This window comes from Lysinimonas soli (assembly GCF_042655435.1).
GTDB lineage: Bacteria > Actinomycetota > Actinomycetes > Actinomycetales > Microbacteriaceae > Lysinimonas > Lysinimonas soli.
Genome location: NZ_JBHSMG010000001.1, coordinates 342,353 through 365,720 on the forward strand (window position 1 = coordinate 342,353; position 23,368 = coordinate 365,720).

Here is a 23,368-nt window from a genome sequence, read left to right on the forward strand (position 1 = left end):
AGCTGCTGCGTCCCGGCGGGGTCTGGCGCAACTGGGGCCGCTCGGAGCAGACGACACCGGCCTTCCGTGCGACGCCCACGAGCGTCGACGAGGTCGTCGCCGTGATCCGTGCCGCACGGGATCGCGGGCTGACCGTCAAGGCGGTCGGCGCGAGTCACAGCTTCACCGGAATCGCGGCGACCGAGGGCGTGCTGCTCGACCTCGGCCGGCTCGACGGTCTGCTCGCGGTCGACGTCGAGCGCGGCCGGGTCACCCTGGCGGCCGGCACCCACCTGCACCAGCTGCCGGCGCTGCTGGCCCCGTACGGCCTCGCCCTCGAGAACATGGGCGACATCGACCGGCAGACCATCGCGGGGGCGACCTCGACCGGAACCCATGGCACGGGGGCGCGCTTCCGCGGACTGGCGGCCCAGCTGGTGGCGGTCACCCTGGTCACGGCCGACGGGTCGATCCTGCGGGTCAGCGAGACCGAGAACGCCGAGCTGCTGCCCGCCGTCCGGCTCGGGCTCGGATCGCTCGGCATCGTGGTCGAGGTCACGGTGCAGTGCGTGCCGGCCTACCTCCTGCGGGCGGTCGAGCATCCGGAGGGCTTCGACGAGGTGCTCGACGCCTTCGAGCAGCGGGTGAGCGAGTCCGACCACTTCGAGTTCTACTGGTGGCCGCACACCGACCGCGTCATGACGCGCACCAACACCCGCCTACCCGGCGACGCCGAGCTGCGGCCGGTCGGGCCCGTCGCCAACTGGGTCGAAGAGACCCTGCTGCAGAACCGCGTCCTCGCCGTGAAGTCGGGACTCGGGCGTATCGCGCCCGCGCTCACGCCGGCGGTCAACCGTCTGGCGACCCGGGTCTACGGCGATCGCGATTTCACCGACAAGTCGTACGAGGTGTTCACGAGCCCGCGCACCGTCCGGTTCCGGGAGTCGGAGTACGCGATCCCGCGCGAGGCGGTGCCGCAGGCGGTGCGCGACCTCCGTGGGCTCGTGGAGCGCATGGGCTGGCGGCTGTCGTTTCCGGTCGAGGTCCGGGTCGCCGCCGGCGACGAGAACTGGATGTCGACGGCGTACCGGCGCGACTCCGGCTACATCGCCGTGCACCAGTACTTCCGCGAAGACCACCTGCCGTACTTCCGGGCGGTCGACGCCCTGCTGCGCAGCTACGACGGTCGCCCGCACTGGGGCAAGATCCACTTCCAGGAGGCCGAGGAGCTGGCGTCGCGGTACCCGCGCTTCGGCGACTTCGTGTCCGTCCGGGATCGCCTCGATCCGGATCGGGTGTTCGCCAACCCCTATCTCGAGCGGGTGCTCGGCGCGTGAGCTCCCCGGCGGAGCCGTTGCATCCGGCGCTGCCGGGGTCGACCGATCCGCAGCGGATCGCGGGGCTGCTGCCCGCCGGATTCACCGTCGGCACCGCGACGGCGGCATTCCAGATCGAGGGCGCGGTGGACGAGGACGGCCGCGGACGCTCGACCTGGGACGAGTTCGCCGAGCGGCCCGGACGCATCCTCGACGGCTCGACCGCGCGGGTGGCGACCGACCACTATCACCGGATGGACGAGGATGTCGCGCTGCTGGCCGCCCTCGGCGCCGATGCGTACCGCTTCTCGATCTCGTGGCCGCGCATCCAGCCCGAGGGATCGGGGCCGGTCAACCCGGCCGGGCTGGCCTTCTACGATCGCCTGCTCGACGCGCTGCTCGCCGCCGGCATCCGGCCGATGGCGACCCTGTTCCACTGGGACACGCCCTCCCCCTTGGAGCGGCGCGGTGGATGGTTGCGGCGGGACACCGCCGAGCGCTTCGCCGAGTTCGCCGCGATCGCCGGTCGGGCGTACGGCGATCGGGTCGCCGACTGGGTGACGATCAATGAGGCGGCGACGGTCGTGCTCGACGGCTACGCCCTCGGTCTGCACGCCCCGGGCCGCAGCCGGCTGTTTCGCGCGATCCCGGCGGCAGGCCAGCTGCTGCGGGCGCACGGCCTGGCAGTGCAGGCACTGCGGGCGGTCCCGGTGCGCGGCCGGATCGGGATCACGAACGTGCACTCCCCGGTCTCGGCAGCCAGCGACTCCGCCGCCGACCGCGCGATGGCCGGCGTGCTCGACTTCGTGCACAACCGGCTGTTCGCCGATCCCGTGCTGCGCGGTCGGCGCCCCGAGGTGCCGGCCGACGCCCCGCCGATGCTGCGGCTTGCGCTGCGCGTCCTGTCGCGCATGAGCCCACGCGATCTCGAGACCATCGCGCAGCCGCTCGACTTCTACGGCGTCAACTACTACTTCCCGTCGCGGGTGGCGGCCGGCGCCGACGTCTCGGGCGCGTCGTCGCCCGACGGCGAGACGGCCGCCATGCGCTCGGTGCCGTTCCATCTCGCCCCGTGGCCCGGTCATCCGGTCACCGGATTCGGCTGGCCGGCGGTGCCCGAGCAGCTCGGAGTGATGCTCGATCAGCTGCAGGCGCGATATGGCCGCGCCCTGCCGCCGGTCGTGATCACCGAGGGCGGTGCGAGCTTCCCCGACCCCGTCGGCCCCGACGGTCGCGTCGACGATGCCGAGCGGGTGGCCTACCTCGCCGCGCATCTCGCGGTCGCCGCCGAGGCCGCCTCCCGCATGGAGGTGCAGGGGTACTACGTGTGGTCGCTTCTGGACAACTGGGAGTGGGCCGCCGGATTCACCCAGCGCTTCGGCCTCGTGCACGTCGACTTCGACACGCTCGTGCGCACGCCGAAGCGCTCGTTCGACTGGCTGCGCGAGGTGCAGCGGCGCCGATCGCGCTGAGAGCGTCGCGGCGATCGCCTCGCGGCGGCGGCGGGCCTAGACCTGTTGGAGCGTCGCGAACGGTACTCCGCCGATGCGCGGACGACCGTTCAACTCGGTGAGTTCGAGCACGACCGACACCCCGGCCGCGACCAGGCCGGCGTCATCCAGAAGCCCGAGCGAGGCCTCGAGCGTCCCGCCGGTCGCGAGCACGTCGTCGACCAGCAGCACGCGGGCCCCGGGCGGCAGCTCGTCGGAGTGCAGCTCCAGAGTCGCCGTGCCGTACTCGAGGCTGTAGTGCCGGCTCACCGTGGGGCGCGGCAACTTTCCCGCCTTGCGGATCATGACGACCCCCGTGTCGGCGAGAACGGCGGCCGCGGCGGCGAGCACGAAGCCGCGCGCCTCGACGCCGGCGATCACGTCGAACGACCCGGCGAAGGGGGCGATGAGCTCATCGATCACCGCGCGGAGAGCCGCGGCATCCGCGAAGACCGGGGTCAGATCGCGGAACAGGATGCCCGGAGTCGGGAAGTCGGGCACGACGGCGGTCAGGCGGTCGAGGGCATCGGTCGCGGCGGTCACCCGCCGATCATGCCACGGTCGCGGCGGGCCGCTGTTCACGGCAACCGTCGAGCATTCGCATAGGTTTACGCTGCGACGCCGCTCTAAGATCAATCGCATGAACGCACTCGTCGTCGTCATCATCGTCATCGTCGCCCTCGTGGTGATCATCGGCATCTACCTGCTCGCCACCTACAACGGACTCGTTCGTTTCAACGTGCGCGTCGACGAGGCGTGGAGCGACATCACGGTGCAGCTCAAGCGGCGAGCCGACCTGATCCCAAACCTGATCGAGGCGGTCAAGGGCTACGCGGCGCACGAGAGCTCGGTGTTCGAGAACGTCACGGCAGCGCGTGCCGCCACGATCAACGCCACGACGCCGGCCGAGGCATCCGCCGCCGAGAACCAGTTGCACAGCGCCCTCAAGAGCCTGTTCGCGGTCTCGGAGGCCTACCCGCAGCTGCAGGCGAACCAGAACTTCCTCCAGCTGCAGGCCGAGCTGGTCGACACGGAGGACAAGATCCAGGCCTCGCGCCGCTTCTACAACGGCGGGGTTCGCGAGCTCAACACGAAGATCAAGACCTTCCCGAACACGCTGTTCGTGCGCAGCCTCGGGTTCAAGGAGCGCGACTTCTTCGAGGTCGACGACGCATCCTCGGTGGCCGAGCCGCCGAAGGTGCAGTTCTAGTCGACACCCCTCAGTGACCTGCAGAACGGGATCGCATGTATAGCGCGATCGCGCAGAACAAGCGCAACACGATCTTCATCATCGCGATCTTCCTGATCATCATCGGCGGCCTCGGCGCGCTCGCCGCCTGGGTGTACCAGAGCTGGAGCATCGCGGTCGTCGTGTTCGTGATCGCGGCCGCCTATGCGACCTTCCAGTACTTCATGGCGGCTCGCGAGACGCTCGCGCTCAGCGGCGCTCAGCAGATCCAGAAGTCCGACAACCCGCGGTTCTACCGCATCGTCGAGAATCTGGCCATCACCGAGGGGCTGCCGACCCCGGCGGTCTACATCATCAACGACCCCGCGCCCAACGCCTTCGCAACCGGTCGCGACCCTCAGCACGCCTCGGTCGCGGCCACCACGGGACTGCTCGACATCATGACCGACCGCGAACTCGAGGGCGTCATGGCGCACGAGATGGGGCATGTCAAGAACTACGACATCCGGGTCTCGCTCATCGTGTTCGGGCTCGTCGTCGCGATCGGCATCATCTCGGACATCATCTTCCGGATGATCGCCTGGGGCGGTCGCAGCCGCGACAACAACCTGGGCGGCCCGGCCGTGCTCGTCGTGATCGCCATCGGCCTGATCGCCGCGATCCTGGCTCCCATCACGGCGGCGGTCGTGCAGGCGGCCGTGTCGCGTCAGCGCGAGTACCTCGCCGACGCGACGAGCGCGATGACCACCCGCGATCCGGAGGGACTCGAGAGCGCCCTCGCGAAGCTCGAGGCCAACGCCCGGCCGGTGGCGCGCACCAACACGAGCATGTCGCACCTGTGGATCGCCGATCCCAACAAGCCCGGCGTGCTCGCCCGGATGTTCAGCACGCACCCGCCGATCGCCGACCGCATCGCGCGCCTGCAGAGCAACGCGACCAAGTTCTAGCCGGGGCGGCCCGGGTCTGGGTCGGGGGTCGCCCACCGGGCGCCTTCCACCCACCAGTTGCCACCCAGCTGCCAGGAGTCGGCCGTTCAGGAACCCTTGCCGCCCGCGCGCGGCATCCTGCCGAAACCCCTGGGTGATCCTGATCCGCCTGCGGGGTTGGGGCCCAATTCGAGGCCGGCGGCGAACCCGGGGCGGCGGCCGGCTACGGGCCGGCTACGGGGCCGGCCGCGAGTCCGGGTCCGTGACCGTGGTGCCGAGTTCCGCGGCGAGCGACCGGGCGCGGTCGCCGCGATCCATCACCTCGATGTCGCCGAGCCCCTGCCACGCCGCCGCCTGCCGCAGCACGGGGGCGATCCGCTCCTCCATGCCCGCGGGCGCCCCCGGTTCGTGCCAGGCCGACTGCACGCGGAGGACGCCGTTCTGCCGGTCGCTCTTGAGGTCGATCCTGCCCACGAGGGCCTCGTCGACCAGCACGGGCAGCGTGTAGTAGCCGAAGATCCGTTTCGGCGCGGGCGTGTAGAGCTCGATCCGGTAATGGAAGCCGAACATCGTCAGGGCCCGGGTGCGCTCCCAGACCACGGGGTCGAAGGGCGACAGCAGGGCCGCCGTCTCGATGCGACGCGGAATGCGCGCCGCGCCGTGCAGGAAGGCCGGCCGCGGCCAGCCCGGCACCGTCACCCGTCGCAGCTCGCCGGCATCCACCAACTCGTCGATCGCGAGCCGCGTCGCCGCGCTGCTCAGCCGGTAGTAGTCGGCGATGTCCTTGGCGGTGCCGATGCCGAGGGCGCGGCTGCCGCGACGGACCAGTTCGCGCACGGCCTCATCCGCGGGGATCTCGGCCTCGAGCAGCGCCGAGGGGATCACCTGCTGGGGGAGGGCGTACACCCGCTCGAAGTTGCGGCGCCCGGCCGACACGACCTCGCCCCACGAGAACAGGTACTCCAGGCCGAGCTTGACGTCGCCCCAACCCCACCACGGGCCCTTGCGCACGTTCTCGACGTGCTCGAAACGGCTGGCCGGCATGGGGCCCTTGTCGGCGAGCTCGGCCAGCAGCCAGTCGAGCATGGGACGGTTCTCGGCGACCCACTCGTCGCGGGAGTACTTCTCGCGCAACCGCGCCCGGCGGAAGCCCCACAGCGGATAGTCGGCGACCGGGACGAAGGCGGCGACGTGAGCCAGGTACTCCGTGTACGGACCGCGGCGGGCGAAGGTGAGTCTGTCGAGCAGTGCCTTGTCATAGCCGCCGAGGCGAGCGAACACCGGCAGGTAGTGGCTGCGCTCGAAGACGTTGACCGAGTCGATCTGCAGCAGGCCGAGGCGTTCGAACAGCTGCTTGAGCTGCCGGGTGCCCACGGACTCGGGATGCGATCGACCGAAGCCCTGCGCGGCGAGCGCGATCCGTCGGGCTGCGGCGGGCGTAATCGTGTCGGGCATCGGCATGACCCTAGCGAGAGCCACCGACGGCGGCCGGAGGACGACAGGCTAGACGCGCGCCTCTTCGAGTTCCGGGATCTCGGCGACGCTGCGCAGCACGTAGTCGTGCGGATGCCGCTCCAGCTGCTCGCGGGTGAGGGCACCGGTCTCGACGCCGACGGCGATCGCGCCCGCATTGCACGCCGCCTGCAGGTCGACGATCGTGTCGCCGGCCGCGAGCACGCGGCGCACGTCGTCCACTCCGGTCAGCTCCATGGCGTGATGGATGAGGTAGGGGGCCGGTCGACCGGCCTTCACCTGCGAGGTGGTCACCACGGCGTCGAGCAGTTCGCCCTCGCCGACCTTCCAGCCGAGCGACTCGAGCAGGGCGTTCGCGACGCTGTCGTCGAATCCGGTCGTGAGGGCGATGCGCACGCCGCGATCGCGCAGCGTCGCGAGGGCATCCCGTACCCCGGGCAGCGCGACCGGCGGCGACTCGAGGTAGAACTCGTCGAGCAGAGCGCGGAAGCGGCGGTAGGCCGTCATCACGGTCGTGGTCTCGGCGGGAACCCGGCCGAGGCGCATGAGAGCCGAGATCGCTTCGATCTTGTCGGTTCCCATCCAGTGCTGGAGGTCCTCCGCGGCGACGGGCGCCCCGGTCTCCTCCACCGCGCGGCGCAGCGCGAGGTAGACGGACCCGTGGTCGTCGATGGTGGTTCCGGCCATGTCGAGGGCGACCAAATCGATCATCAGGCGATCGTGACGGACCCCGGCAACGGGAGGATGAACATCCGGCGACAAGGCGGCGATCGGGCGGCGAGCAACTTGCGGCGGCACCGCGACCCGCAGCAGAGTGCCCAGCGATGAGCACACCAGCGCACCCCTCGATCCCGGCAGACGGCCCCGGCGATGTCGTCGACGGTCGCGTCGACACCGACGTGCTCGTGGTCGGAGCCGGGATCGTCGGCCTCGCCCACGCGATCGCCGCCGTCGAGCGCGGCCTGACGGTGACCATCATCGACCGCGACGCGCGCGCCGTCGGCGCGTCGATCCGCAACTTCGGGCACGCCTGCGTCACGGCGCAGTCGCACGAGTTGCTGCAACTCGCGACGGTCGCCCGCGAGAAGTGGCTCCGGTACGCCGACCGCGCGGGGTTCTTCGTCAGCCGGGCCGGCGCGATCGCGATCGCCCGGAGCGCCGCGGAGTCGGCGGTGCTCGAGGAGCTCGCGGGCTCGCGCGACGCGGAGCAGCTGCGGCTGCTGGGCGCGGCGCAGGTGCGCGAGCATCTCGGATCCGCCTCGGATCCGACGATCCGCGGCGGCGCCTGGCTGCGCGACGACCTGCGGGTCGATCCGCGTGAGGCGGTCGGGGCGCTCGCCGCCTGGCTCGCCGAGCAGCCCGGGGTACGGTTCGCCTGGCGCACGACCTTCCTCGGGGCCTCCGGCGGGGTCGTGCGCACGAGCCGGGGCGACATCCGCGCTGCCCGCACGATCGTCTGCGTCGGGCACGACCTCGACCTGCTCTACCCGCAGTTGGCCGCCGAGTACGAGGTCGAGCGCTGCGCGCTCCAGATGGCGCGGGTCGAACCCCCGGCGGGTCTCGAGCTCGGTCCGGCCGTGCTGACCGGAACCTCGATGATCCGGTATCCCGCGTTCGCCGAGACGGATGCCGCCACCGCCCTGCGCGCAGAACTGGCCGCCGAGCATCCCGAGCTGGTGTCGATCGTGGCGAACGTGATGTTCACGCAACGGCCGGACGGGACCCTCATCGTCGGCGACAGCCACCGCTACGGGGTCACGCAGGATCCGTTCCTGGCCGAGGCGACTAGCGGCATCCTGCTCGAGGCGGTCGCCCGCATTCTCGGCGTACCGGGCCTGCGTGTGCTCGAGCGCTGGCAGGGCGTGTACGCCTCGAGCGCACGTCAGCCGTTCCTGATCGCCGAACCCGAGCCCGGCGTCACGGTCGCGGTGGTCACGTCCGGCGTGGGCATGACGATCGGCCTGGGCCTGGCCGAGAAGACGTTCGGCACGTTCGTCTGAACCGCCCCCATCGTTCACCTGACTTTGCCCGCCTGGTAACCCGCGACGCTCAGTCTGAGCCCGGATCGTCCCCGGGATCCCACAGTCCGCCCCACAGCGCGGACGACCGCGGGCGATGCCATGGGAAGGGATACATTCCATGAAGACCCGTTACCTCGCTGGTGCCGCCCTGGTGGTCACCGCCGCGTTGGCGCTCACGGGCTGCGCCGGCACCGCCGGCAGCGGCAGCAGCAGCACGCCGGGAAGCCTCAGCCTCGCCGAGGCGCAGAAGGCCACGAGCGCCGAGGCGTTCGGCGGCCAGGCCGGCCTCGTCGCGGCGGCCAACGCCGAAGGCGCTCTGAACGTCATCACGCTTCCGCCGTCGTGGGCGAACTACGGCGCGATCATCGCGGGCTTCGAGAAGAAGTACCCGAAGATCACGATCAACTCGGCGAACCCCGACGGATCGAGCGCCGACGAGGTCTCGGCCGCCAAGTCGCAGAAGGGTCAGGACACCGCGCCCGACGTCTTCGACATCGGCACCGCCGTGCTGCAGCAGAACCTCGACCTGGTCGCGCCGTACAAGGTCGGGAACTGGGCCGACATCCCGACCGACTTCAAGGACGCCTCGGGCAAGTGGTACTACGACTACACCGGCCTGATGTCGATCGGCTACGACAGCAAGGTCATCAAGACCGCGCCGAAGTCGATCGACGACCTGCTCGGCTCGGCCTACCAGGGCAAGGTCGCCATCAAGGGCGACCCGACCCAGGCCAACGAGGCCGCCAGCGCCGTCTACCTGGCCGCGCTGCAGAACGGTGGCTCGGCCGACAACATCCAGGCCGGTGTCGACTTCTTCGGCAAGCTCAAGAAGGCCGGCAACTACCTCGGCGTCACGCCGACGCAGGCCACCGTCGCCTCGGGTGAGACCCCGGTCGTCATCCAGTGGAGCTACAACAACCTCGCGTGGGGTGCCGCCGGCGGCAGCGCGGGCAACCCGGACTTCAAGACCGTGGTCCTGCCCGGCACGGCTCTCGGCAGCTACTACAACCAGGCCATCAACGTGGACGCCCCGCACCCCGCGGCCGCCCGCCTCTGGGAGGAGTGGATCTACAGCCCCGAGGTGCAGAACCTGTACCTCGCGTCGGGCGCCTACCCGGCGACGCTGCAGGCCATGATCAAGAACAAGACGGTCGACCAGAAGGTGCTCAAGAGCGTCGGCGAGCCGCCGAAGGACTTCGTGCAGCTGACCGCCGACCAGGCGAGCAAGGCCGCGACCGTTCTGACGTCCAAGTGGGCTGCGGCGATCGGCTGAGCCGGACCCGCTGAGACACACCGATGACTGCCGCCACCGTGCCCACGCGCACGACCACGGCGACGGCCACCACGACGCGCGGCGCCGGGACCTCGTCCCGGCGCCGCAGCGCCGTCTGGTTGGGCCTGCTGCCGTTTCTCGTCTACGTCGTGCTCTTCCTCGCGGTGCCCGCGGTCCTCGCCGTCGGCAGCGGGTTCTTCACCAACGCGGGGGCCTTCACCTTCGACAACCTGAAGGCCCTGGCCGACCCCCAGATCCAGAGTCAATTCCTCGCCTCGTTCGGCGTCTCGGCCGTCACCGCGATCATCGGCGCGATCGTCGGTGCGGTGATCTGCTTCGCCCTGATGGGGACCAAGCCGGATGGCATGCTCCGCTCGGTGGTCGACTCGGCGAGCAGCGTTCTGGCCCAGTTCGGCGGCGTCATGCTGGCCTTCGCCTTCATCGCCCTGATCGGGTTCAACGGCATCCTCACGAAACTCCTCGTGCAGGCCGGGCTGACCTCGAACATCTTCAACAGCTTCGGCCACAACGGCGCGCTGCTGTACCAGATCCCCGGACTGGTCATCCCGTACCTCTACTTCCAGGTGCCGCTCATGGTGCTGACCTTCATGCCCGCCATGGAGGGGCTCAAGGCCACCTGGGGCGAGGCGAACGCCACCCTCGGCGGCACCCGCTTCACCTACTGGACCCGGATCGCCATGCCGATCCTGGCTCCGGCCTTCTTCGGCAGCCTGATCCTGCTGTTCGCCAACGCCTTCTCGTCGTATGCGACGGCGGCGGCGCTCATCTCGCAGGGCGGCATCATCACCCTCTCGATCAAGCAGCAGCTGACCAGCGAGACGGTGGTCGGCGTCGCCAACGTGGCGGGCGTGCTCGCGCTCGGCATGGTCATCGTCATGGTCGTGCTGATGGGGCTCTACGCCCTGCTGCAGCGTCGCGCCTCGAGGTGGCAGCGATGAGCGCGCCGCGATTCGGGGCGATACCCAGCCCGGTGACGCGCGTCGTCATCCTGGTCGTCACCGCGGTGCTCTTCCTCGCGCCCATCGCGGCGCTCGTGGAGTTCTCGCTGCGGGTCGGGCAGCCCGTCAAGGGCGTGCAGGGCTATGGGCCCGCGCACTACATCGCGATCTTCGACCCGAAGAGCGCCTCGACCTATCAGGAGCTGTTCCAGGGCATCGGCAACTCGCTCGTGATCTGCGCGATCACCGTGCTCATCGTGCTGCTGCTTCTGCTGCCGACGATGATCCTCGTCGAGTTGCGCTTTCCGAAGCTTCGGCGCGTGCTCGAGTTCATCTGCATCATCCCGATCACGATCCCGACGATCGTGCTCGTGGTGGGCTTCGTGCCGGTCTACTCGACGGTCGTGCGGATCTTCGGCAGCACGCCCTGGACGCTCGCCTTCGCCATCGGGGTCATCGTGCTTCCGTACGCGTACCGGCCGATCGCGGCGAACATCGCGGCGCTCGACATGGTGATCCTCAGCGAGGCGGGCCGCTCGCTCGGCGCGGGCTGGGCCGACGTCGTCGGTCGCATCATCCTGCCGAACCTGCGCCGCGGCATCTTCGCCGCCTGCTTCATCACGATCGCGGTCGTGCTGGGGGAGTACACCATCGCCTCCTTCCTCAGCCGCAACGTGTTCCAGACCGCGCTCGTCCTCCTGCAGCGCACCGACCCCTACGTGGGCGACATCTTCGCGGTCTTCGCGCTGGTCTTCGCCTTCGCCCTCCTTCTCATCATCGGTCGCGTCGGTTCGGCGACCCGGAACAGGAAAGCAGCATGAGCCTCCTCGAAACCTCCCCCATCACGATCGGCGCCCCCGGCGCGACCGTCGAACTCCAGGATGTCGTCAAGGACTACGCCGGCCACCGCGCGTTGACCGGCGTCAACCTCTCGATCAAGCCGGGGGAGTTCATCGCGCTGCTGGGGCCGTCCGGCTGCGGCAAGACGACCGCTCTGCGCACCCTGGCCGGCCTCGAGCAGGTGAACGGCGGCCACATCCTCATCGACGGCAAGGACGTCGTCGACGTGCCCGCCAACAAGCGCGACATCGGCATGGTGTTCCAGGCGTATTCGCTGTTCCCGCACATGACCGTGCGCGAGAACGTGGAGTTCGGACTCCGGATGCGCAAGGTCGACGCCGTGAAGCGCAAGGCCCGTGCCACCGAGGCCCTCGAGCTCGTCGGCCTCGAGCAGCTGGCGAAGCGGTACGCGCATCAGCTCTCGGGCGGCCAGCAGCAGCGCGTGGCCCTCGCCCGTGCCCTCGTCACCCGCCCGCGCGTGCTGCTGCTCGACGAGCCCCTGTCGGCGCTCGACGCGAAGGTGCGGGTACAGCTGCGAGACGAGATCCGGCGCATCCAGACCGAGCTCGGCATCACGACCCTGTTCGTCACGCACGACCAGGAGGAGGCGCTCGCGGTCGCCGACCGGGTCGCCGTCATGCGCGACGGCAACATCGAGCAGATCGGCACGCCCGAGGAGCTCTACACCTCGCCGGTCTCGGCCTTCGTCGCCAACTTCGTCGGGCTCAGCAACCAGGTGCCGGCCGAGCTCGACGGCGGGCTCGTCACCGTGCTCGGCAAGCGACTCGAGCTGATCAACGCACCGCTGCCCGATGGACCGGTGACGGCATTCGTGCGGCCCGAGGATGTCGTGCTCGATCCGAAGGGGATCGCCGCGACCGTCATCACCTCGAGCTTCCTGGGCTCGCTGCGCCGCACCCAGCTGCGGCTGGACGACGGCTTCATCCTCTCGATCCAGCACGATGTCGCCGAGGCGCTCCAGCCGGGCGAGCTCGCCCACCTGCGTCTCAAGGGAAAGCGGGTCCTCGCGAGCCCGCGGGAGGCCTGACCACGGCACGAACGGCCCGTCGCCGCCGCCTAGACTGTGGCAGTGGCAATCCGTTCCGGTGACGAATCGTCCGAGTCGCTGACCCCGGGCATCCGGATCGCCGCGGACTGGTCGTGGCGCATCCTGGTCGTGGCCGGGGTGCTGGCCCTCATCGGCTTCCTGTTCGTCCAGCTGAGGCTGATCGCCATCCCGTTCCTGATCGCCCTGCTGCTCGCGGCTCTGCTCGTCCCGTTCTCGCAGTGGCTGCAGCGCCGGCACCGCTGGCCGAAGTGGGCCGCGGTCGCGGTCAGCGAGGTCGGCCTGCTCGTCGTGATCGGCGGGCTGCTGACCCTCGTCGTGATCTTCATCGTGCGCGGCTATCCGGCCCTGCAGGCGCAGACCGTCGCCCGCTACGCCGACCTCAAGGCCTTCCTGCTCGATTCGCCGCTCGGCCTCACCGAATCCGACATCAACGGCTACCTCGGCCAGTTCGTCACCGCCATCCAGCGGGACGGCTCCGGTCTGCTCAACGGCGCGCTCTCGGTGGGCAGCACCGCCGGGCACGTGCTCGCGGGCTTCCTCATCACCCTGTTCTCGACGCTGTTCCTGTTGATCGACGGGCGCGGCATCTGGCACTGGGTCGTCCGGCTGTTCCCGGTCCGTGCCCGAGCGGCCCTGATCGGGGCGGGCGAGGCCGGCTGGATCACGCTGACGAGCTTCGTCAAGGTCCAGATCTTCGTCGCCTTCGTCGACGCCGTCGGCATCGGTCTCGGCGCCTTCGTGCTCGGACTGTTCACGGGCGGCTTCCCGCTCGTGATCCCGATCGCGATCGCGGTCTTCCTCGGCTCCTTCATCCCCGTCGTCGGGGCGGTGCTGACCGGCGTCATCGCGGTCTTCGTGGCACTGGTCTACCTCGGCCCGATCCCGGCCGTCATCATGCTCGGCATCGTGATCCTCGTGCAGCAGCTCGAGGGTCATGTGCTGCAGCCCTTCGTCATGGGCAATGCGGTCAAGGTGCACCCGCTCGCCGTCGTGCTCGCGGTCGCGACCGGCGGTCTGGTCGGCGGCATCCCCGGTGCCCTGTTCGCGGTTCCCCTCGTCGCGGTGCTCAACGTCATGGTCGGGTACATCGCCCGCGGCGACTGGCGCAGCAACCCCCACCCGAGCGTCAGCGATGTCGTCCCGTCTACGAAAGGTCGCCGCGGTGCCCGCAGCCACGCCCCGTCCTGAGCGGTACGCCGACAACTCACCGCTGCCCGGTCCGACCCTCGCCGAGATCCGCGAGGCGCGCGTGCGGATATCGCCCGTGGTGTCGACGACGCCGATGGAGGACTCGCGGTTCCTCTCCGACACGGCGGGGCATCCGGTCTATCTCAAGGCCGAGAACCTGCAGCGCACGGGGTCGTACAAGATCCGTGGCGCCTACAACCGGCTCGCGCAGCTCAGTGACGACGAGAAGGCCCGGGGCGTCGTGGCCGCCTCGGCGGGCAACCATGCCCAGGGTGTAGCGCTCGCGGCCCGCGAGCTCGGCATCGCGGCCACCATCTTCATGCCGTTGGGCGTCGCCCTGCCGAAGCTGCAGGCGACCCGCGGTTACGGGGCCGACGTCGTGCTGCACGGCAACATCGTCGACGAGACCTTCCAGGCGGCGGCGGAGTTCGCGGCGCGCACCGGCGCGGTGCCGATCCCGCCGTTCGATCATCCGGACATCGTGGCCGGCCAGGGAACGCTCGCGCTCGAGATCCTCGAGCAGGTTCCGGATGTCGCGAACGTCGTCGTGCCGATCGGCGGCGGCGGTCTCGCCTCGGGTATCGCGAGCGCGTTCGCCCAGCTCGAGCCGGAACTCGGGCGTCGAGTGCGCATCATCGGAGTTCAGGCGTCGAACGCGGCGGCGTACCCGACCTCGCTGTCGGCGGGCGCGCCCCAGGTGATCGCGACCCTTCCGACCATCGCCGACGGCATCGCCGTCGCGCGGCCCGGCGAGCTCAACTTCGAGATCGTGCGGCGCACGGTCGACGAGGTCGTCACGATCGAGGACGACGAGACGGCGAAGGCGATCGTCGTGCTGCTCGAGCGGGCCAAGCTCGTCGTCGAACCCGCCGGTGCGGTCGGCGTCGCCGCCCTGCTCGCCGGCAAGATCGAGCTCGACGGCCCGACGGTGGTGGTGCTGAGCGGCGGCAACATCGACCCGATGGTCATGGAGCGGGTCATCAGCCGCGGTCTCGCGGCCTCGGCGCGCTACCTGATCGTGAGCATCCCGCTGCCCGACCGTCCCGGGCAGCTCGCCCGCATCGCCGAGATCATCGCGGAGGCGAACGCGAACGTCGTCGAGGTGCTGCACACCCGGCACGGCACCGGTCTGCAGATCAGCGAGGTCGAGATCTCGATCCACATGGAGACCCGCGGGGCCCAGCACGCCGAACTCGTGCTGCAGCACCTGCGCGACGAGGGCTACCGCCCGCAGGTCGAGCTGTAGCGCGTCAGCCCGTGTAGGTGTCGACCTTCGTCACCTTGACGGCGATGACCTTGCCGTTGGGCGCCGTGTAGCTCGTCGACTCGCCGACCTTGAGGCCGAGGATGGCCTGGCCGAGGGGGCTGGACTCCGGGTACACCTCGATGTCGCTCGAGTCGTCGGCGATCTCGCGGCTGCCGAGCAGGAAGGTGCTCGTGTCGCCGGCGATCCTGGCCGTGACGACCGTCCCGACCTCGACGACCCCGTGGCTCTGCGGGGCCTCGCCGACGGTGGCGGAGCGCAGCAGCTGGGTCAACTGACGGATGCGGGCCTCGATCTTGCCCTGCTCGTCTTTGGCGGCGTGGTATCCGCCGTTCTCCTTGAGGTCACCTTCTTCACGGGCCGCCTCGATCTTCTTGGCGATGTCGGCACGCGCGGGACCGCTCAACTCCTCGAGCTCGGCGGACAGCCGATCGTAGGACTCCTGGGTCAGCCAGGTGGTGGCGGACGTGTCGGTCATGGGAAATTGCTCCTCGAATTGTGGGCGACTGCTCAGCTTAAGGCAGCCAGCAACTGCCGATCAAGCCGTTGACAGCGGGCTCGGAGGTTCGGAGTCTCTCGGTGAGCACCCGGGTGCGGTTCGTCGCGGCCGGCAACTCGACCACCTTCCAGCCCACGATGGCGTGCTTCTCGTTCAGCGCCTGGATGCTGCAGTTCACCCGGGTACCCGGATCGGCGCTCACCTGCGAGGTCACCTCGATCTCGTGAGCGCTGACGATCCGGTAGCCGACATCGTTGGTCTCGATCGACGCCCCCACTCCGAACAGACCGACCCATACGACCCAGGCGACCACCACGACGACGACCGCCGCGCCCGTTCCGATCGCGATCCAGCGCTGGCGCAGTCGGCGCCCGGCGGTGCGACCGTAGCGGGCATCGAGTTCGGTGCTCATCGATCCTCCGTGCGGTTACCCTTGAAGGCAAGGCTATTCGGTTCATCCTGACCGTCGGCCCGCGATCGGAGAGGCTCAGATGATCTGGCGGACGTTCGCGCACCTCGTCGACGCGACACCGTCGCCGTCTCCGTCCACGGTGAACGACGACCTCGTCACCCCCGGGGTGTGGGGTTTCGCCATCACCGCGATCATCATGATCGCCGTCATCCTGCTGATCATCGACATGGTGCGGCGGCTTCGCCGGGTGAACTACCGCGCCGAGATCCGGGCCCGGCTCGAGGCCGAAGCCGCGGCCGGCCCCGACGGCACAGGCGCCGAGGCGACCGCATCCGGTACGCCCGCGTCACCCTCCCCGCGCGCCGACTGATCGGTCCCGTGGGTCGGCCCGGACTCGCCGAGCTGAGCGGACGTCGACCTCAGACGACGGGGTGCAGCACGAGCAGCAGGATCGCCGTCCAGTGGCAGAGGAATGCGATCACGGTGCACGAGTGGAACAACTCGTGGAAGCCGAACACCCCGGGCACCGGATTCGGCCGTTTGAGGGCGTAGAACACCGCGCCGACCGTGTAGGACACTCCGCCGACCAGCACGAGCACCATGGTCGCCACGTTCGCGTTGACGAGGTCGACGATGTACATCATCGCGGCCCAGCCGAGGGCGATGTAGAGCGCCACGTAGAGCAGCCGGGGAGCCTTGAGCCAGAAGATCCGGAAGGCGATGCCGACCACGGTGCCGCCCCACACGATCGACAGCAGGATCGCGTTCTTCGGGAACGGGAGGGCGTTGATCGCGAGCGGGGTGTAGGTGCCGGCGATCAGCAGGAAGATGTTGGAGTGGTCGATGCGGCGGAAGGTCGCCAGTGTCGAGGGCTTCCAGTTGAAGCGGTGGTAGACCGCCGAGATGCCGAACAGCAGCAGCGAGGTGGCCATGAAGACCGCCGAGCTGACCTTCGCCGCGACGCCGTCGGCGAAGACGATGAGCACGATGCCCGCCGCGATCGCGAGGGGGAAGGTGCCGGCATGGATCCAGCCGCGCCAGCTCGGCTTGACGTCGTAGGCCGGATGCGCGATCGCGTCGGCGAGCAGGGGCACGTTGGGCAGGTCCACGTGGGCGTCCTCGTCGACGGCCGGAGCCGTCAGGGCGGCGATCGGCCGGTCGGCGGGCGACGCCGATCCCTTGGCGCTCCGAGCGTTCATGGCCCGATCTTAGGGGCGCTCCATGGCGATCCCGCTGAGAGTCGTCCGGCGGCGGGAGCCCGGTTCCGGTGGACTAGCCTGAACCCCGTGGCGGAGAGGACGAGACCCAGTCGACCCGGACCTCTGTACGGTCTCTACCAGGCGCGGCTGCGTCGCCAGATCGCGAACGCCCCGCGCCCGCATCACGTCGCCATGATCATCGACGGCAACCGCCGCTGGGCCCGGGAACGCGCGCTCGAGACCGCCGCGCACGGGCACCGCGCCGGCGCCGAGAAGATGCGGGAGTTCCTGGGGTGGTGCGACGCCCTCGGCATCCGGGTCGTCACGATCTACCTCCTCTCGGCCGACAACCTGGTCGGGCGTTCGAGCGAAGAGCTCGAGCAGCTCTTCGAGATCATCGGCGACCTCGCCACCGATCTCGCCGCCGAAGGCGACTGGCGCATCCAGCACGTCGGCACGAGCGAGCAGCTGCCGGTCGAGCTGGTCGATCGGCTGCGCGCGGCCGAGAGTCGCACGGCGGGCAACACCGGCCTGCACATCAACCTCGCGGTCGGGTACGGCGGCCGGCGCGAGATCGCGGATGCCATGCGCAGCATCGTGCGCAGCCACGGCAAGGGGGGCGGCACGATCGACGACCTCGCTGAGATCCTCACCCCCGAGCTCATCGCCGAGCACCTCTACACGCAGGGGCAGCCCGACCCCGACCTCATCATCCGCACCTCGGGGGAGCAGCGCCTCTCGGACTTCATGCTCTGGCAGAGCGCGCACAGCGAGTTCTACTTCGTCGACGCGCTCGGACCGGACCTGCGCGAGGTCGACTTCCTGCGCGCGCTGCGCAACTACGCCACTCGTGACCGGCGTTACGGGCAATGATGTCGTGATGGACATCAACGCCTACGCCGCCCGTTTCGAGGACGAGCCGGGTTACCTCGACTTCGCCCGGGTCGGCCCCATCGGCCGTACCGTGCACGAGGAGCTCGCCGCGCAGTACTCGGTTCTGGCGCACGCGCGCTTCGGCTCGCTCGACGACGTCATGGATCAGGGGGAACGGCTGCAGACGGCGGTGTCTGCGCTCACCGGCTTCCGACCCGAGCAGGTGGTGTTCCAGCCCAACACGAGCCAGGGCCTCATGCACGCGATGTTCGGGATCACCGGGACCGTGGGCGTCTCGCCGGCCGAGTTCCCCAGTCTCACCTTCGCCGCGGTGCGCGCCGCGCAGTCGCTCGGCGTGCTGACCCCGAACTGGCTCGACACCGATCACGGTCGGGTGACCCCGGGCAACCTGCGTGAGCAGCTGGGCTCGAGCGTCGTCGCGGTCGCGGTCAGTCTCGTCGACTTCCGCACCGGGTACCTGGCCGACCTGGAAGGCATCCGACAGGTCATCGGCGACCGCATGCTCATCGTCGACGCCTCGCAGTGCTTCGGCGTGGTCGACGCTCCGTACGCGCTCGCCGACGTCGTCGTCGCCGGGGGCCAGAAGTGGCCGCGTGCCGGCTGGGGCACGGGATTCCTCGCGCTGAGCGATCGCGCCCTCGAACACCTGACGCCGGTCTGGTCGGGGTTCAACGCGACCGATGTCGAGGGGACGCCCCTGGATGAGGTGCCGCAGCCCACCCGGGGCGCGGCAGCATTCCAGGTCAGCAATCCCGACCCGATCGCGCAGGCGCGTTTCGCCGCCGCCCTCGAAGAGATCGCGCAGTTCGGAGTGCCGGCGATCAACGCGCGCATCGCGCAGCGGGTGTCGGCCATCATCGACATCGCCGACGAGTTCGGCCTTCCGATCGCCTCGCCGCGTGCCGAGCCGGAACGCGCGGGCATCGTCGTGCTCGAGCCGGCACCCGACCAGCTCACCGTGCTCGTGGCCTCGCTGCACAACCACGGGGTGAGCGCCACGATGCGCGAAGGCAGGGTGCGCCTCAGCGCCCACGTGTCGACCGACGACGAGACCCTCGCGATGCTGCGGGCGACCCTGGTGTCGTTCGGCACGGCCACGAGCGTCTGAGATCCCCGCCGATACCGCGAAGGCGCACCTTCTTCATCTGCGCGTAACGCGGCACGGGCGTGTCGAAACGTACCCGTCATCGCGACGGGCTTAGCTTCGAGGCATCGGACACGGAGTCCGATCGGAGCGGCCACATAAGTTCGCCCCGCGACCATCCGGCCGTTCCGCCAACTGGATCCGGGTTGCACCTGTGCCGCTCGGGGATGGAGTGGTAGTGCCAGCGCTCAACGAACCCCAGCAGAAGTCCACCGTCACCGCGACTCAGAAGCAGGGGGAGCGCACCTACGTGCTCGACACCTCCGTTCTGTTGAGCGATCCGAAGGCGATGTTCCGTTTCGCCGAGCATGCGGTGGTGCTCCCCGTCGTCGTGGTGAGCGAGCTGGAAGCCAAGCGACACGACCCTGAGATCGGGTTCTTCGCCCGCCAGGCGCTGCGCAACCTCGACGAGCTGCGCGTGCAGCACGAACGCCTCGACTTCCCGATCGCCGTCGGCGACGGTGGCGGCAGCCTGCGCGTCGAGCTCAACCACTCGAACATGTCGGTGCTGCCCTCGGGCCTGCAGCTGGGCGACAACGACTCCCGCATCCTCGCCGTGGCGCTCAACCTGTCCAACGACGGGCTGGATGTCGTGGTCGTCTCCAAGGACCTCCCGTTGCGAGTCAAGGCGGCCTCCATCGGCCTCGCCGCCGAGGAGTACCGCGCCGAGCTTGCCGTCGACTCGGGCTGGACCGGCATGGCCGAGATCGATCTCTCGAGCGAGCAGATGGCCGAGCTGTACGACAACGAGACCATGTCGACCCGGCTGGTGCAGGACCTGCCGGTCAACACGAGCCTCGTCATCCACTCGGAGCGGGGATCGGCGCTCGGGCGCGTGTCGGGCAAGGGTCAGCTCAAGGTGGTGCGGGGCGACCGCGACGTGTTCGGCCTGCACGGCCGCAGCGCGGAGCAGCGGCTCGCGATCGACCTGCTGCTCGACCCCGAGGTCGGCATCGTCTCGCTCGGCGGCCGGGCAGGCACCGGCAAGAGCGCCCTCGCCCTGTGCGCCGGGCTGGAGGCCGTGCTCGAGAAGCAGCAGCACCGCAAGATCATGGTCTTCCGTCCGCTGTACGCCGTCGGCGGCCAGGAGCTCGGCTACCTGCCGGGCGACAAGGACGAGAAGATGAGCCCGTGGGGGCAGGCGGTGTTCGACACCCTCGGAGCCCTGGTCAGCGAGAACGTGCTCGAGGAGGTCGTCGAGCGCGGCATCCTCGAGGTGCTGCCATTGACGCACATCCGAGGCCGGTCGCTGCACGACGCCTTCGTGATCGTCGACGAGGCGCAGTCGCTCGAGCGCAACGTGCTGCTGACGGTGCTCTCGCGGATCGGGCAGAACTCCCGCGTGGTGCTGACCCACGATGTCGCCCAGCGCGACAACCTGCGGGTCGGCCGCCACGACGGGGTCGCGAGCGTCATCGAGACCCTCAAGGGGCATCCCCTCTTCGCCCACATCACCCTCACCCGCTCGGAGCGCAGCGCGATCGCCGCCCTGGTCACCGAGCTTCTTGAGGGCAACGAGCTGGCGTAGCGCGACCGCGCACGTCTTGAGGGCCGGGAGCCCGTCGCCGGAGAAGAGCGGCGCGGCGCCCGGCCCGTCCAGCGGCGCTCGGCATGGGACGCCCCCGCGTCACGCGGACTCGGCGAGCCCTCGTCCCCGCACCAGCACGTTGAGCGCCGTCGACCCCGCCATGAGTGCCGCGGCGGCCAGCGGGACCCACAGCCCGCCGTAGATGTGCGCACCGTCGATCGCGGCTCCACTGAGCGCCGCCCCGATCGTGACGCCGACCGACATCGCCACGCTGGGCCACGACATCGCGACCGTGATGTGCTCACGAGCCGCGAGGGTCTCGATCAACGAGCTCGATGCGATGAGGATGGGGGTGGTCGCGAGCCCCGCGCACAGGCTCACGATCGCGAACCCGATCGGGCTGCCCGCGATGGCGAACCACGGCATCACGATCGCGAACAGGGCGCCGGCGACGGTGAGCCGGCGCAGTGGTGTGCAGGCGGCCCCGATCGCGCCGAACAGGAACCCTCCGCTGACGCTGCCGATGGCGAAGATGGCGAGCAGGATACCCGCAACCGCCGTGCTGCCCACGGCGCGTGAGACGCCCACGGCCGTCAGATCGACGGATCCGAAGATCAAGCCGACGGCCACGTAGCCGGGCAGCAAGCCGAGCACCCCGGCAGGGAGCCACGAGCGGACACCGCGGGTCGCCCTTGTGGCGCCGGTGCGATCGGGCACGGGGGCCGTCCTCCGCTGGATGAGCAGGGCCAATCCGCCGAGCAGCGATGCTCCGACTCCGACGGCGAAGCCCGCCACGGGGCTCGCGGCGGCAGCGATGATCGTGACGAGCGGCGGCCCGATCACGAAGGTGAACTCATCCAGCACCGCCTCGAAGGCGAAGGCGGTGTGCCGCTCGCGGGGTCCGCTCAGCAGATGGACCCAGCGCGCTCGCACCAGCGCGCCCGCGTCGATCGCCGACGCGCCCACCAGGAACGCGGTGACGATCCAGGTCCAGGGGGCGAGGGCGAACTCGATCGAGAGCACGAGCATCGCCGACGAGATCGCGGATGCCCCCAGAGCGAACGGCAGCACGCGCGTCTGGCCGCTGCGGTCGGCCGCGCGCGACCAAAAGGGCCCGGCGAGGGCCGAGCCGATCACCACGGCACCGGATGCCGCCCCGCCGACCGCGTAGCCCTGCCCCTGGGTGGCGATGAGCAGGATCGTTCCGATGCCCGCTGTCGAGCGCACCAGGCGAGCGAACCAGCCGGCGAGTGAGAAGCGCCACGCACCGTCGCGCACGAGGATCGCGGCATAGGGCCGCGTGAAGGGCAGCTGCACGTGCCTGTCCCGTTTCTGGCGGCATCGAAGACGGGAAAGCCCGTCGGCTGCTCGGGCCGCGTCGCCAGTTTACGGGTCGCCCGCGGTGCGGCGGCAGGTCTGGGCAGCAGCGGTCCGGGCGGCAGCGTCCAGGAGGCGGGGTGTGGATGGCCGCGGTCGCGTCGCGACCCCGTGCACTACGGTCGCCGCATGATCGCGATCTCGATCGTCCTCGCGGCCCTGGCCGCGCTCGGGTTCGGCGCGTCCCCCGCTCTGCTGGCGGCGTTCGCGATCGCCGCGGTCACCCCGCCCCTGTTCCGCACGGATGTCGCGGAGCACCGCCTGCCGAATCGCCTCGTCGTCCCCGCTCTCCTGGCCGGTGTCGCGGGCCTCGGCGTCGGCTGGCTCGCCACCGGATCGCCGCCGCAGCTTCCCCTGCTCGCCGCGGCCGGCTACGCCGGCCTGCTGTTCCCGCTCGCCTGGTTCGGCGGAATGGGGATGGGCGACGTGAAGCTCGCCGCGGCTCTGGGCCTCGCCGCACCGATCCCGACGGTCGCCGTGCTGTCACCCGTGCTGGCGTTCCTGCTCGGCGGAGTCGCCGCCGCGATCCAGCTGATCCGCCGCGGTCGCGGTGGCCGCATCGCGTTCGGGCCGTTCCTGCTCTCGGGCTACTTCGGCGCGATCCTGATCGCGTGCGTGGCGCGCGGGCTCTGAAGTCAGACCGTCTGCGCGACGCCGGCCACGTCGACGGTCGCGGTGACCAGGATCGGCAGGTGATCCGACTTGCCCTGCGGCAGGGTCTCGACGCTGTGGATGCGCATCCCCACCGAGGTCGCGAAGTCGAAGTGGCCGCGCACGAACTTGTATCGCGTGTAGGTGCGCTCGTCGCTGAGGGTGAGGTCGTGGCCGGTCCTGCCCACGCGGGTGCTCAGGCGGTTCTTGAACAGCGGGTAGTTGTAGTCGCCCACCATGAGCTCGGGGTTGCCCGAGCCGAACTCGGCGAGCTGCTCGTGTGCGAGCGCGATCTGGGCGCGCCGCAACGAGTTCAGCGCGGTGAGCGGCGAGGCGTGGAACGACGCGACCGTGAACTCCTGGCCGGTGGCGAGGTCGCGCAGTCGGCTCGCCAGCAGCCGCTCGTGGGCGGGAGCCGCGATCCGGTCGTGCCACGACTTCTTGAGCGCGAAGGCCTGCGTCGCGACCGAGGTGTAGCGGGTGCGCTGGTAGTAGATCGCCAGCCCCAGCCGATTCCCTTTGGTCGAGTCGGCGAGGTGCAGACCGCCCAGTTCGGCTGGAAGCTGCGAGCTGTCGCACTCTTGAAGGCATAGCACGTCGAGGTTGAACCTCTCGGCCAGGTCGATGAGCTCATCGGTGGCCTTGAACTTCTCGAGGTTGTAGCTCAGGACGCGCAT

At 69.9% G+C, this 23,368-nt stretch carries 24 protein-coding genes; 16 read left to right on the plus strand and 8 right to left on the minus strand.

The window, feature by feature from the left end:
• Positions 1-2 precede the first annotated feature (2 nt).
• Together ACFPJ4_RS01650 and ACFPJ4_RS01655 are read left to right on the plus strand one after the other, a co-directional pair.
• A complete protein-coding gene (locus ACFPJ4_RS01650) occupies positions 3-1,316 on the plus strand; it encodes a D-arabinono-1,4-lactone oxidase (RefSeq protein WP_417498505.1) in 1,314 nt (437 codons plus the stop codon).
• Complete coding sequence (locus ACFPJ4_RS01655) at positions 1,313-2,767, plus strand: GH1 family beta-glucosidase (protein WP_386738547.1); 1,455 nt, start codon at positions 1,313-1,315, stop codon at positions 2,765-2,767. Before ACFPJ4_RS01650 ends, ACFPJ4_RS01655 begins: the two co-directional genes overlap by 4 nt.
• A gap of 36 nt (positions 2,768-2,803) precedes the next feature.
• Here the strand turns inward: ACFPJ4_RS01655 and ACFPJ4_RS01660 are convergent, their stop codons facing one another.
• On the minus strand, positions 2,804-3,328 hold the full coding sequence (locus ACFPJ4_RS01660; RefSeq protein ID WP_386738548.1) for an adenine phosphoribosyltransferase: 525 nt from the start codon (positions 3,326-3,328) through the stop codon (positions 2,804-2,806).
• 97 nt (positions 3,329-3,425) lie between these two features.
• Here ACFPJ4_RS01660 and ACFPJ4_RS01665 point away from each other — a divergent pair, with 97 nt between their 5' ends.
• Both ACFPJ4_RS01665 and ACFPJ4_RS01670 read left to right on the plus strand, forming a co-directional pair.
• Positions 3,426-3,995: a LemA family protein gene (locus tag ACFPJ4_RS01665; RefSeq protein WP_386738549.1), complete on the plus strand. Its 570-nt coding sequence runs from the start codon at positions 3,426-3,428 to the stop codon at positions 3,993-3,995.
• 35 nt (positions 3,996-4,030) lie between these two features.
• Positions 4,031-4,921: a M48 family metallopeptidase gene (locus tag ACFPJ4_RS01670; RefSeq protein WP_386738550.1), complete on the plus strand. Its 891-nt coding sequence runs from the start codon at positions 4,031-4,033 to the stop codon at positions 4,919-4,921.
• Between the two features lie 213 nt (positions 4,922-5,134).
• Here ACFPJ4_RS01670 and ACFPJ4_RS01675 read toward each other — a convergent pair whose 3' ends face one another.
• Entirely contained in the window at positions 5,135-6,355 is a 1,221-nt protein-coding gene (locus tag ACFPJ4_RS01675; protein WP_386738551.1) for a winged helix-turn-helix domain-containing protein, read from the minus strand.
• Between the two features lie 48 nt (positions 6,356-6,403).
• Positions 6,404-7,084: a phosphonatase-like hydrolase gene (locus tag ACFPJ4_RS01680; RefSeq protein WP_386738552.1), complete on the minus strand. Its 681-nt coding sequence runs from the start codon at positions 7,082-7,084 to the stop codon at positions 6,404-6,406.
• 113 nt (positions 7,085-7,197) lie between these two features.
• On the opposite strand from ACFPJ4_RS01680, the gene ACFPJ4_RS01685 reads away from it, so the two are divergent.
• The 7 genes from ACFPJ4_RS01685 (at position 7,198) to ilvA (ending at position 14,969) form a co-directional block, all read left to right on the plus strand.
• The gene (locus ACFPJ4_RS01685) at positions 7,198-8,373 is read left to right on the plus strand and encodes a TIGR03364 family FAD-dependent oxidoreductase (protein ID WP_386738553.1); all 1,176 of its coding nucleotides are present in this window, start codon (positions 7,198-7,200) and stop codon (positions 8,371-8,373) included.
• A gap of 139 nt (positions 8,374-8,512) precedes the next feature.
• Positions 8,513-9,667, plus strand: a complete 1,155-nt coding sequence (locus ACFPJ4_RS01690; protein WP_386738554.1) for an ABC transporter substrate-binding protein — start codon at positions 8,513-8,515, stop codon at positions 9,665-9,667.
• A 23-nt stretch (positions 9,668-9,690) separates the two neighbouring features.
• Complete coding sequence (locus ACFPJ4_RS01695) at positions 9,691-10,626, plus strand: ABC transporter permease (RefSeq protein WP_386738555.1); 936 nt, start codon at positions 9,691-9,693, stop codon at positions 10,624-10,626.
• Positions 10,623-11,447: an ABC transporter permease gene (locus ACFPJ4_RS01700; protein WP_386738556.1), complete on the plus strand. Its 825-nt coding sequence runs from the start codon at positions 10,623-10,625 to the stop codon at positions 11,445-11,447. The genes ACFPJ4_RS01695 and ACFPJ4_RS01700 overlap by 4 nt, the downstream gene beginning before the upstream one ends.
• Positions 11,444-12,514 (plus strand): ABC transporter ATP-binding protein, encoded by a 1,071-nt coding sequence (locus ACFPJ4_RS01705; RefSeq protein WP_386738557.1) that lies wholly within the window; start codon positions 11,444-11,446, stop codon positions 12,512-12,514. Before ACFPJ4_RS01700 ends, ACFPJ4_RS01705 begins: the two co-directional genes overlap by 4 nt.
• A 42-nt stretch (positions 12,515-12,556) precedes the next feature.
• Positions 12,557-13,723, plus strand: coding sequence for an AI-2E family transporter (locus ACFPJ4_RS01710; protein ID WP_386738558.1), 1,167 nt, complete (start codon positions 12,557-12,559; stop codon positions 13,721-13,723).
• A complete protein-coding gene (gene ilvA / locus ACFPJ4_RS01715; RefSeq protein WP_386738559.1) occupies positions 13,698-14,969 on the plus strand; it encodes a threonine ammonia-lyase in 1,272 nt (423 codons plus the stop codon). Before ACFPJ4_RS01710 ends, ilvA begins: the two co-directional genes overlap by 26 nt.
• A gap of 4 nt (positions 14,970-14,973) precedes the next feature.
• On the opposite strand, the gene greA is transcribed toward ilvA, so the two are convergent.
• Together greA and ACFPJ4_RS01725 are read right to left on the minus strand one after the other, a co-directional pair.
• A complete protein-coding gene (gene greA / locus ACFPJ4_RS01720; RefSeq protein WP_386738560.1) occupies positions 14,974-15,465 on the minus strand; it encodes a transcription elongation factor GreA in 492 nt (163 codons plus the stop codon).
• A 37-nt stretch (positions 15,466-15,502) separates the two neighbouring features.
• Entirely contained in the window at positions 15,503-15,898 is a 396-nt protein-coding gene (locus ACFPJ4_RS01725; RefSeq protein WP_386738561.1) for a DUF4307 domain-containing protein, read from the minus strand.
• Between the two features lie 79 nt (positions 15,899-15,977).
• On the opposite strand from ACFPJ4_RS01725, the gene ACFPJ4_RS01730 reads away from it, so the two are divergent.
• Positions 15,978-16,268 (plus strand): hypothetical protein, encoded by a 291-nt coding sequence (locus tag ACFPJ4_RS01730; protein WP_386738562.1) that lies wholly within the window; start codon positions 15,978-15,980, stop codon positions 16,266-16,268.
• Between the two features lie 49 nt (positions 16,269-16,317).
• Here ACFPJ4_RS01730 and trhA read toward each other — a convergent pair whose 3' ends face one another.
• Entirely contained in the window at positions 16,318-17,097 is a 780-nt protein-coding gene (gene trhA, locus ACFPJ4_RS01735; RefSeq protein ID WP_386738563.1) for a PAQR family membrane homeostasis protein TrhA, read from the minus strand.
• 87 nt (positions 17,098-17,184) lie between these two features.
• On the opposite strand from trhA, the gene ACFPJ4_RS01740 reads away from it, so the two are divergent.
• The 3 genes from ACFPJ4_RS01740 (at position 17,185) to ACFPJ4_RS01750 (ending at position 20,663) form a co-directional block, all read left to right on the plus strand.
• A complete protein-coding gene (locus ACFPJ4_RS01740; RefSeq protein ID WP_386738564.1) occupies positions 17,185-17,970 on the plus strand; it encodes an isoprenyl transferase in 786 nt (261 codons plus the stop codon).
• Between the two features lie 7 nt (positions 17,971-17,977).
• Complete coding sequence (locus ACFPJ4_RS01745; protein ID WP_386738565.1) at positions 17,978-19,099, plus strand: aminotransferase class V-fold PLP-dependent enzyme; 1,122 nt, start codon at positions 17,978-17,980, stop codon at positions 19,097-19,099.
• 214 nt (positions 19,100-19,313) lie between these two features.
• Positions 19,314-20,663, plus strand: coding sequence for a PhoH family protein (locus tag ACFPJ4_RS01750; RefSeq protein WP_386738566.1), 1,350 nt, complete (start codon positions 19,314-19,316; stop codon positions 20,661-20,663).
• A gap of 99 nt (positions 20,664-20,762) precedes the next feature.
• Here ACFPJ4_RS01750 and ACFPJ4_RS01755 read toward each other — a convergent pair whose 3' ends face one another.
• Complete coding sequence (locus ACFPJ4_RS01755; protein WP_386738567.1) at positions 20,763-21,980, minus strand: MFS transporter; 1,218 nt, start codon at positions 21,978-21,980, stop codon at positions 20,763-20,765.
• Between ACFPJ4_RS01755 and ACFPJ4_RS01760 the strand changes: the two genes are divergently transcribed.
• Positions 21,981-22,673 carry a prepilin peptidase gene (locus tag ACFPJ4_RS01760; protein ID WP_386738568.1) on the plus strand — a complete coding sequence of 231 codons (693 nt, stop codon included), beginning with the start codon at positions 21,981-21,983 and terminating at the stop codon, positions 22,671-22,673.
• A gap of 2 nt (positions 22,674-22,675) precedes the next feature.
• On the opposite strand, the gene ACFPJ4_RS01765 is transcribed toward ACFPJ4_RS01760, so the two are convergent.
• The gene (locus tag ACFPJ4_RS01765; RefSeq protein WP_386738569.1) at positions 22,676-23,368 is read right to left on the minus strand and encodes an endonuclease/exonuclease/phosphatase family protein; all 693 of its coding nucleotides are present in this window, start codon (positions 23,366-23,368) and stop codon (positions 22,676-22,678) included.

What these genes read in the sequence shown, in the direction of transcription:
- ACFPJ4_RS01670 (WP_386738550.1), top strand. Translation starts at nt 4,031, where the DNA reads ATGTATAGCGCGATCGCGCAGAACAAGCGCAACACGATCTTCATCATC.
- ACFPJ4_RS01690 (WP_386738554.1), top strand. Translation starts at nt 8,513, where the DNA reads ATGAAGACCCGTTACCTCGCTGGTGCCGCCCTGGTGGTCACCGCCGCG.
- ACFPJ4_RS01685 (WP_386738553.1), top strand. Translation starts at nt 7,198, where the DNA reads ATGAGCACACCAGCGCACCCCTCGATCCCGGCAGACGGCCCCGGCGAT.
- ACFPJ4_RS01695 (WP_386738555.1), top strand. Translation starts at nt 9,691, where the DNA reads ATGACTGCCGCCACCGTGCCCACGCGCACGACCACGGCGACGGCCACC.
- ACFPJ4_RS01745 (WP_386738565.1), top strand. Translation starts at nt 17,978, where the DNA reads ATGGACATCAACGCCTACGCCGCCCGTTTCGAGGACGAGCCGGGTTAC.
- ACFPJ4_RS01665 (WP_386738549.1), top strand. Translation starts at nt 3,426, where the DNA reads ATGAACGCACTCGTCGTCGTCATCATCGTCATCGTCGCCCTCGTGGTG.
- ACFPJ4_RS01705 (WP_386738557.1), top strand. Translation starts at nt 11,444, where the DNA reads ATGAGCCTCCTCGAAACCTCCCCCATCACGATCGGCGCCCCCGGCGCG.
- ACFPJ4_RS01675 (WP_386738551.1), bottom strand. Translation starts at nt 6,355, where the DNA reads ATGCCCGACACGATTACGCCCGCCGCAGCCCGACGGATCGCGCTCGCC.
- ACFPJ4_RS01765 (WP_386738569.1), bottom strand. Translation starts at nt 23,368, where the DNA reads ATGCGCGTCCTGAGCTACAACCTCGAGAAGTTCAAGGCCACCGATGAG.
- ACFPJ4_RS01730 (WP_386738562.1), top strand. Translation starts at nt 15,978, where the DNA reads ATGATCTGGCGGACGTTCGCGCACCTCGTCGACGCGACACCGTCGCCG.
- ACFPJ4_RS01700 (WP_386738556.1), top strand. Translation starts at nt 10,623, where the DNA reads ATGAGCGCGCCGCGATTCGGGGCGATACCCAGCCCGGTGACGCGCGTC.
- trhA (WP_386738563.1), bottom strand. Translation starts at nt 17,097, where the DNA reads ATGAACGCTCGGAGCGCCAAGGGATCGGCGTCGCCCGCCGACCGGCCG.
- ACFPJ4_RS01680 (WP_386738552.1), bottom strand. Translation starts at nt 7,084, where the DNA reads ATGATCGATTTGGTCGCCCTCGACATGGCCGGAACCACCATCGACGAC.
- greA (WP_386738560.1), bottom strand. Translation starts at nt 15,465, where the DNA reads ATGACCGACACGTCCGCCACCACCTGGCTGACCCAGGAGTCCTACGAT.
- ACFPJ4_RS01725 (WP_386738561.1), bottom strand. Translation starts at nt 15,898, where the DNA reads ATGAGCACCGAACTCGATGCCCGCTACGGTCGCACCGCCGGGCGCCGA.